The sequence below is a fragment of the Streptosporangiales bacterium genome (assembly GCA_009379955.1).
In the GTDB taxonomy this organism is placed as follows: Bacteria; Actinomycetota; Actinomycetes; order Streptosporangiales; family WHST01; genus WHST01.
In genome coordinates, this window is the sequence record WHST01000184.1 from 1 (window position 1) to 8863 (window position 8863).

The 8863-nt window shown below is 72.6% G+C and carries 8 protein-coding genes and 1 pseudogene; 5 read left to right on the plus strand and 4 right to left on the minus strand.

All coding sequences use genetic code 11. The features are described from left to right. The 4 genes from GEV10_30885 to tenA all read left to right on the plus strand — a co-directional run. Positions 1–162: hydroxyethylthiazole kinase (locus GEV10_30885; protein MQA82811.1), on the plus strand; the 162-nt coding region annotated here is incomplete at its 5' end. Beyond that, complete coding sequence (gene thiE / locus GEV10_30890) at positions 159–794, plus strand: thiamine phosphate synthase (GenBank protein ID MQA82812.1); 636 nt, start codon at positions 159–161, stop codon at positions 792–794. The genes GEV10_30885 and thiE, both read left to right, overlap by 4 nt. Beyond that, the gene (thiD, locus tag GEV10_30895) at positions 791–1597 is read left to right on the plus strand and encodes a bifunctional hydroxymethylpyrimidine kinase/phosphomethylpyrimidine kinase (protein MQA82813.1); all 807 of its coding nucleotides are present in this window, start codon (positions 791–793) and stop codon (positions 1595–1597) included. The genes thiE and thiD overlap by 4 nt, the downstream gene beginning before the upstream one ends. Beyond that, a complete protein-coding gene (gene tenA / locus GEV10_30900; protein ID MQA82814.1) occupies positions 1594–2292 on the plus strand; it encodes a thiaminase II in 699 nt (232 codons plus the stop codon). Before thiD ends, tenA begins: the two co-directional genes overlap by 4 nt. On the opposite strand, the gene xylB is transcribed toward tenA, so the two are convergent. Continuing rightward, positions 2277–3671 carry a xylulokinase gene (gene xylB / locus GEV10_30905; protein MQA82815.1) on the minus strand — a complete coding sequence of 465 codons (1395 nt, stop codon included), beginning with the start codon at positions 3669–3671 and terminating at the stop codon, positions 2277–2279. The genes tenA and xylB overlap by 16 nt on opposite strands. A gap of 106 nt (positions 3672–3777) precedes the next feature. On the opposite strand from xylB, the gene GEV10_30910 reads away from it, so the two are divergent. Next, complete coding sequence (locus GEV10_30910) at positions 3778–4530, plus strand: DUF427 domain-containing protein (GenBank protein MQA82816.1); 753 nt, start codon at positions 3778–3780, stop codon at positions 4528–4530. 100 nt (positions 4531–4630) lie between these two features. Here GEV10_30910 and GEV10_30915 read toward each other — a convergent pair whose 3' ends face one another. The 3 genes and pseudogenes from GEV10_30915 to GEV10_30925 all read right to left on the minus strand — a co-directional run bounded on the left by GEV10_30915 (position 4631) and on the right by GEV10_30925 (position 8562). After that, positions 4631–6049: a cyclic nucleotide-binding domain-containing protein gene (locus GEV10_30915; GenBank protein ID MQA82817.1), complete on the minus strand. Its 1419-nt coding sequence runs from the start codon at positions 6047–6049 to the stop codon at positions 4631–4633. Between the two features lie 124 nt (positions 6050–6173). Then, positions 6174–7833, minus strand: a pseudogene (locus GEV10_30920) (response regulator). Between the two features lie 333 nt (positions 7834–8166). After that, a complete protein-coding gene (locus GEV10_30925) occupies positions 8167–8562 on the minus strand; it encodes a DoxX family protein (GenBank protein MQA82818.1) in 396 nt (131 codons plus the stop codon). Between the last annotated feature and the right edge of the window lie 301 nt (positions 8563–8863).

The window sequence follows — 8863 nt, forward strand, 5'->3', positions numbered from 1 at the left end:
AGCGGGTCGCCGCTGCGCGGCGCCGTCACCGCGAGCACGCTCGTCGCGGCCGCGGCGGAGCTCGCCGCGCGCGAGTGCGGTGGCCCGGGTTCGTTCGCGGTCGCGCTGCTCGACGCGTTCGACCGCGTCGACGAGACCGTGCTGCGGAGGCGCGCCTCGTGATCCGGTCGTTCGATCTCTCGCTGTACCTCGTCACCGACCAGCGGTCGCGCGGGCACCACCTCGACCGCGTCGTGCGCGACGCCGTCGCCGGCGGCGTGAGCCTCGTCCAATTGCGCGACCACCATTCCAGCGACGCGGAGATGTACCGCACGACGTGCCGGCTGCTCGACGTCCTCGCCGACACGGGAGTGCCGCTGGTCGTCAACGACCGCGTCGACGTCGCGCTGGCCGCGGGCGCGCAGGGCGTCCACCTCGGACAGGGCGACCTGCCGGCGGACCGGGTGCGCGATCTCGCCGGTCCCGACGTCGTGATCGGTCTGACGACCAGCACGCCGGCGGAGGTCGAGGCCGCGGAGGCGTACGGGGATGGCGTCGTCGACTACCTCGGGTTGTCGCCGTTCCTCGCGACGCTGACCAAGCCGGACGCCGCCGAGCCGCTCGGGCTCGAAGGGCTGCGCGCGCTGCGTCGCGCGACGGCCCTGCCGTGCGTGGCGATCGGCGGCGTCAACACGTCCAACGCGGCCGACGTCGTCGACACCGGCGTCGACGGCATCGCCGTCGTCTCGGCGATCTGCGCGGCGGGCGACGCCCGCGCCGCGGCCGCCGCGCTCCGGAGGTGCATCGACCGATGATCCCGAACGTCCTCACCATCGCGGGCACCGATCCCACCGGCGGCGCGGGCATCCAGGCGGACCTCAAGACGTTCTCCGCGCTCGGCGGCTACGGCATGTCGGTGGTGACGGCGCTGGTCGCGCAGAACACCACGGGCGTCTCGGCGGTGTACGAGGTGCCGCCGGCGTTCGTCCGGGCCCAGCTCGACGCCGTGTTCGACGACGTGCGCGTCGACGCGGTGAAGATCGGCATGCTCGGCGACGTCGGCGTCATCACGGCCGTCGCGGAGCTGCTCGACACGCGCCGGCCACCGTACGTCGTGCTCGATCCGGTGATGGTCGCGACGAGCGGCGACCGGCTGCTCGCGCCGGAGGCCGTCGCCACCCTGCGCGACGAGCTGCTACCCCGCGTCGACGTCGCGACGCCCAACCTCGCCGAGGCCGCCGACCTGCTGGGCACGGGGCCGGCGACGACCGAGGAGGCGATGGCCGAGCACGCGCGCCGGCTGGTGGCGCTCGGCCTCCCGCGGGTGCTCGTCAAGGGCGGGCACCTCGGCGCGGACCGCAGCCCCGACCTGTTCGTCGACGGCGGCGCCGTCCACACGCTCGACGCCCCGCGCGTCGACACCCGCCACACCCACGGCACCGGCTGCACCCTGTCGTCGGCGATCGCCGTGCTGCGCCCGCAACGCGCCGACTGGCTGACGGCGGCGCGCGACGCGAAGGCGTACGTCACGGAGGCTCTGCGGGCCGCCGACGAGCTGGACGTGGGCAAGGGCAACGGCCCGGTGCACCACTTCCACGCCATCTGGGAGCGTGCATGAGCTTCTGCGAGACCCTCTGGGACCACACCGGCGAGCTGCAGGCCGCGATCGTCGGTCATCCGTTCAACCGCGCGTTGGCCGCCGGCACGCTGGACCGCGACCGGTTCGCGTTCTACCTCGTCCAGGACCAGCGCTACCTGATCGGCTTCTCCCGCGCGCTCGCGGTCGCCTCGGCCCGGTCCGCCGACGTCGACGAGGCCGCGTTCCTCGCGCGCAGCTCACACACCGCGCTGGTGGTCGAACGCGGCCTGCACGCGGACTACCTCGGGCGGTTCGAGATCACGGCGGACGAGGCGGCGGCGATCGAGACCGCGCCGTCGGCGCTCGCGTACACGTCGTACCTGCAGGCCACAGCGGCGCACGGCGGCTTCCCTGAGCTGGTCGCGGCGCTGCTGCCCTGCTTCTGGGTGTACGAGCACGTCGGCCGCACGATCCTCGCGGACGTCGGCGACCTCGGTGGTCACCCGTACGCGGCGTGGATCGAGACGTACGCCGACGACGACTTCGCGGCGTCGGTCGCGACGATGCGCGGCATCGTCGACCGGCTGGCCACCACCGCCGACGAGCCCATCCGTGCCGCGATGCGAGCGGCGTTCGTCAGGGGCTGCGAGTACGAGTGGATGTTCTGGGACGCCGCCTGGCGCCGGGAGGCCTGGCCGACCCGCCGGTGGCAGCGTCGTCACGCGGACGGGTAGCCGCGTTCGCGCGCCTCGCGGTACGCCGCGCGCACCTCGTCGCCCCAGCCGGCGCGCGGCTCGTACTCGACACTCACGCCCGCCGACCACACCGGTGGGTCGACGCTGCCCGACAGCACCCACGCCGCCTGCCGCGCGGCGCCGAGCGCGACGTACTCGGCGGGCTCGGGGACGCTCACCGGCAGCGAGAAGACCTCGGCCGCCGCGGCGCGCAGCGCCTCGGACCGGGCTCCCCCGCCGATCAGCACGATCCGCCGGGGTGTGACACCGTGCGCGCGCAGCTCGTCGAGCCCGTCCGCGAGTCCGCAGAGCACGCCGAGCACCGCGGCGCGCGTTAGGTGTCCCGGCGTCATCGTGGTGCGCCGCAGGCCGAACAGCGAGGCGGTGGCGTCGGGCAGGTTGGGCGTCCGTTCGCCCTCGAGGTACGGCACGAGCACCAGGCCGTCGGCGGTGGGCGGCGCGGCCGCGGCGAGCCGGTCGAGGCCGGCGTGGTCGACGCCGAGGAGGCTCGCGGTCGCGCCGAGCACGCGGGTGGCGTTGAGGGTGCAGACGAGCGGGAGGAAGCGGCCACTGGCGTCGGCGAAGCCCGCGACCATCCCGGTGGGGTCGCACGCCGGGTGGTCGGACGTGCCGAAGACCGTGCCGCTCGTGCCGATGGAGACGACGACGTCGCCGCCGACGACCTGCAGCCCGAGCGCCGCGCCGGCGTTGTCGCCCGCGCCTGGCCCGACGACGGCGCCACGCGTGGTGTGGCCCGCCTCGTCGCTCGGCTGCAGCACCCGCGGCGTGCGCGCAGCGCGGCCGAGCGCGCGTTCGAGCAGGTCGTCGCGGTAGCGCTCCTCGGCCGGCGACCAGTACCCGGTGCCGGACACGTCGCTGCGGTCGGTGACCGCCTCCGCCGGCCGCCCGAGCAGCCGCCAGGTGAGCCAGTCGTGCGGCAGCATCACCTGCGCGACTCGGTCGGCGTGCCGCGGCTCGTGCGCGCGCAGCCACGCGAGCTTGGTGACGGTGAACGACGGCAGCGGCACGCTCCCGGTGGCCTTCGCCCAGTACTCGCTGCCGAGCTCGGCGACCATGGCGTCGGCCTGCTCGGCGCTGCGGGTGTCGTTCCACAGCAGCGCCGGTCGTACGACCTCACCGGAGTCGTCGAGGGCGACCATGCCGTGCTGCTGCGCCGCGACCGACACCGCCTGGACCTCGTCCCACACCCCGCAGGCGGACGCGGCGTCCTGCAGCGCACGCCACCACTCGCCGGGGTCGACCTCGGTCGCGTCGGGGTGCGGGGCGGAGGCGTGCGCGCGCAGGTGCCCGGTCTCCGCGTCGACGACCACGACCTTGCAGGACTGCGTCGACGAGTCGACGCCGGCGACCAGGGCCATCGCTCCTCCATCCGCGGGGGTGCTGGGCCAAGTCTGCCTGCTCCCGGCCCGCGGCGGCACGTCGAACGGTCACGGCTCGACGTAGCCTGAGGGACGGGAGGTCACCATGGGCGACGATCGCACCGACGGCGTACGGGTCGAGACGAGCGGCAAGCGGCTGCGCGCCTACCTCGGCGGCCAGCTGGTGTTCGACACGCCGCGCCCCGCGCTGGTCTGGGAGATCCCGTACTACCCGACCTACTACGTGCCGCTGGCCGACGTCCGGGCGAAGCTGGAGCCGACGGGCGAGCTGCACGAGTCCGAGAGCCGCGGGCAGGCGACCATCTGCGACGTCGTGGTCGACGGCGCGGTCGCCGAGAAGGCGGCGAGCAGCTACGCGGAGTCCGGCGCGGCGGCGGTCCGTGGCCTTGTCCGGTTCGACTGGAACTCGCTCGACCATTGGCTGGAGGAGGACGAACCCGCCCACGTCCACCCGCGCGACCCGTACAAGCGCGTCGACATCCTGAACAGCTCCCGCCACGTCGTCGTGTCGATCGACGGCGTGACGGTGGCCGACTCACGCCAGCCGAGGATGCTGTTCGAGACCGGCCTCCCGACCCGCTACTACCTGCCGCTGCCGGACGTCCGCATGGACCTCCTCCGCCCGTCCGACCACCACACCGACTGCCCGTACAAGGGCACCGCGAGCTACTGGCACGTCGAGGTCGACGGCACGCTCCACGAGAACATCGTCTGGACCTACCCCGCGCCGACCCCGGAGAGCCAGAAGGTCATCGGCCTGGCGTGCTTCTACGACGAGAAGGTCGACGTCGAGATCGACGGCGTCCCCCAGGCGCGACCGGAGAGCCCGTTCTCCTGACGGAGCCGGGAGACCCGCTCCCCGTGAGGGGCACCCTCACCGTGCCCTGACGCTGTGGGGGTGCCCCTCACGGGTGCGGTGCCGGTGCCGTGGAGCGCCGTCAGGTCGCGGGAGCGTCCGATGCGCGCAGTGGGAGGCTGGCGCGGAACCGGGTGTCGCCGGGGACGGACTCCACCCAGAGGTCACCGCCGTGCCTGTCGACGACGATGCGGCGGGAGACGTCGAGGCCGAGGCCGGTGCCCTCGCCGACGTCCTTGGTGGTGAAGAACGGCTGGAAGACCTGCTGCCGCAGGTCGTCCGGCACGCCCGGACCGGTGTCGCCGATCTCGACGAGCAGCTGGTCGCCGTTCGTCGTCGTGCGGACGGTCAGCGTGCCCTGCTCGCCCATCGCGGCGAGCGCGTTGTCGATGAGGTTGGTCCATACCTGGTTGAGCTCGGCGGGATAGGCGGGCACCTGCGGCAGCGTGCGGTCGTAGTCCTTGACCACCTCGATGCCGGGCCCGATCTTGTGGCTCAGCATGACGATCGTGGAGTCCAGGCCGTCGTGCACGTCGATCCACTGGTGCGGCGCGCGGTCGAGCTGGGAGTACTGCTTCGCCGCGCCGACGAGCGTGGAGACCCGCTCGGTCGCGTCGATGATGTCGTTGAGCAGCGTCTCGGTCTCGACGGTGTACGCGAGCCAGCGGATCGCCGGCTCGAGGAACGTGTCGGCGGTCGCGTCGGCCACGCGGTCGAGGTCGGTGACGCCGATGCCGCCGGCGACGAACACCGGCGCGAGGTCCCAGCCGCCGTCGAGGCCGTGGTCGTCGAACCAGTCGCCCAGCTCGTCCTCGCGGTCGGACGCCTCGAGCGCGGTGAGCCGCGGGGCCTTGGCGATGCGCGAGACGATCGACTCCTGCAGCTCGGTGAGCCGGCGCAGCTGCTCGCCGTCGATGCGGCCGTCGGCCAGCATCGCGAGCTTGTGGCGCATCCCGGCGAGGCGTTCGCGCAGCGTGTCGGTGGCGCGCGACGCCGCGGCCGCGGGGTTGTTCAGCTCGTGCATCAGACCGGCCGACAGCTCGCCCAGCGCGGCGAGGCGTTCGCGCTGGCCGATCCGTTCGAACCAGTTGCGCGAGCCGAGGAACGTGCCCTGCAGCAGGTGGACGGCCATCGGGTACCACTCGCGGAACACCTCGGCGAACTCTGGTGCGGGCAGCGCGAGGAAGCTGCTCTCCGTCAGGGTGCGCGACGACGCCGGGTAGACCTGCTCGATCTGGTCACCGAAGTAGAACTGGGTGGCACCGGTGTACGCGCCCCGGTGGTCCGAGCGCAGCAGCTCGACCGTGTCACTGCGCACCGTGCGGAACACGGTGACCGCGCCGGACAGCAGGACATACAGGCACCGCGCCGGCTCGCCCTCCGCGGCGAAGACGGTGTCGGCGGAGAACTCCACGACGTCGCCGTTCCGGACGACCCAGTCGAGCTGCTCGCCGGTGAGGTCCTCGAAGAGGAAGAGCTCGCGCAGCTCCTCGGGTGTCATGAGCCGTCCTCCAAAGTGAGCATCGCAGCGGTTCGGAGCACCTGGCGTGGCCAGGCGCTCGCCGAGCGAGGAGCGGAGCGGCGGAGGTCGGCGGGGTACGCGGTCAGCCGCTCGGTGTCGCCCGTCATCGGTCCTCCAGGTAGCGGTGCACCAGGGTCACGGCCATCGCGCCCTCGCCGACGGCCGACGCGACGCGCTTGACGGACTCGGCACGGACGTCGCCGGCGACGAAGATGCCGGGGACGCTGGCCTCCAGGTAGTAGGGATCCCGGTCGAGCGGCCACCCGGCCGGGCGTCGCCCGTCGACCAGGAGGTCGGGACCGGTGGGGACGAAGCCACGCTCGTCACGGCGCACGACACCGTCGAGCCACTCCGTGCCCGGCGCGGCGCCGATGAACACGAACAGGTGGCTGGCGTCGACGGTGTCCTCGTCGCCGCTGGCCTGGTCGCGCAACGTCAGCCGCTCCAGGTGCCCGTCGCCGTCGACGCGTTCCACCACCGTGCGGGTGCGGACGACGACGTTGTCGATCGCCTCGAGCTGCCGGATCAGGTAGTGCGACATCGACGTACGCAGCGACGCACCGCGGACGAGCAGGGTGACGCTCTTGGCGTGCCGGGAGAAGTACGCGGCCGCCTGCCCGGCGGAGTTCGCGCCGCCGACGACGTAGACCGAGCGTCCTGCGCACTCCGGCGCCTGGGTCATCGCCGAGCCGTAGTAGACGCCGCGACCGGTCAGGTCGGCGATGCCGCCCGCGTCGAGGCTGCGGTAGTTGACACCCGTCGCGAGGATCACCGAGTGGGCGGCGATGCTGCTGCCGTCGCCGAACCGCACGACCCGGGCCGAGCCGCTGGCCTCGATCGCGGTGACCTCGCGGACGGAGAGCACCTCGGCGCCGAACTTGGTCGCCTGCCTGCGGGCGCGGTCGGTGAGCTGGCCGCCGGAGACCCCGTCGGGGAAGCCGAGGTAGTTCTCGATCCGCGAGCTCTGACCGGCCTGACCGCCGGTGGCATGCCGTTCGACGAGGACGGTGCGCAGCCCCTCGGAGGCGCCGTACACCGCGGCACCGAGACCGGCGGGGCCGCCGCCCACGACGATCAGGTCGTAGAAGTCCGCGGCCGGGGCCACCGACAACCCCACCGCCGAGGCGAGGTCGGAGTCCGCGGGCGACGTGAGCGTCGTGCCGTCGGAGGTCACCACCAGCGGGATGTCCGCGGCGTCGACCCCCCGCCGCCCGCAGCAGCCGCTCCCCCTCGGCCTCCTCGACGCTGTGCCACACGTACGGGACCGAGTTGCGGGCCAGCAGGTCGCGGATGCGGTACGACTCCGGTGACCACCGGTGCCCTACCACCTTGACCGCGTCGACCGAGGTGTCCTGGGTCGACCGCCATGTCTCGATCAACGCGTCGACGACCGGGTAGAGCTTCTCGTCCGGCGGGTCCCACGGCTTGAGCAGGTAGTGGTCGACGTCGACGACGTTGATCGCCTGGATCGCCGCGTCGGTGTCGGCGTACGCGGTGAGCAGCGCACGGCGCGCCCGCGGGAACAGATCCATCGCCTGCTCCAGGAACTCGATTCCGTCCATCCGCGGCATCCGGTAGTCGGCGAGCATCGCCGCGACGCAGTCGCCCCGCAGCTTGATCTCGCGCAACGCCTCGAGCGCGTCGTCACCGGACTCCGCACGCACGACGCGGTACGTGTCGCCGTACCTGCGCCGCAGGTCACGCGCCACCGCCCGCGACACCCCGGGGTCGTCGTCGACGGTCAACAGCACAGGTTTGGACACCGACCGCCTCACTCCACCGAAGCCACGCTCGACAGTACCTCGGCGGCGGCTCCACTGACGCGAGTTTGTCAGTGCCAGACGTGGCTAGAGCGACGCCTGGCACTGAATCGTCGATAGGCTCGCCGCCCGCACCGTTTGATCACGTGCACGTGATCAACGTGGACTTCACCTCGTGCCGGGACGAGGTGAAGTCCACGTCGGTGAGGTGAAGCTCCGCCGACGACCCTCGCAGCGCACCCGTGAACGGCACCCTCACCATGCCCCGGCACGGTGAGGGTGCCGTTCACGTGTTGCGGCCGCGAGGCGACCGACACCACGACAGGGCCGGGACGGTCAGGCCTCCAGTGGTTGGACTGCGGTGCGGGGCGCGACGGACTGGCGGGTGAAGCGGGCCCACGCGACGAAGGCCGCGAGCAGCCCGAGCACGACCGTCTGCGCGGCCGTCGGGTAGAACCCGATGATGACGTTGATGATGGACGCGCCGACCATCACCACGACCAGCCCGCTGGCCGCGATCGGCGTCAGGACCGGCGCGATCCTGGTCGCCGCGGGCAGGATCAGCCCGACCGCGCCGACCATCTCGGCCAGCCCCGCGATCCGCAGCATGATGACCGGAACCCCTTCGGACATCTGCTCCATCACGTCGGTCGGGGTGAATACCTTCGTCCCCCCGATGAACAGGAACGCCAGCGCCAACAGCGCCGAGACGATCCATACCATGACCTTCATGTCGACTCCTTCGGTACATAGTCGGTACCTTCCGAGTGATCGTCGCCGGGCGGGGCATCCCGTCCCTATCCACCGGCTATCGCCTCACCAAGGAGTCGACAAGACGCAGGAGGCGGGTCGCACGGGGGGAACGCCGCAGCTCCTCCAGTGACATCAGGGTGCCGACGGCGTCGGTCAGTGCCACACCCACCAGACGCGCCGGGGTGCTCGCGACGTACGCATGCAGCGCCTCGACCACGTCCTCCTCGGTCGCGTCGTCGCCGAGCAGGCCGGCCGCACGCAGGGCCGTGAGCCACGCCCG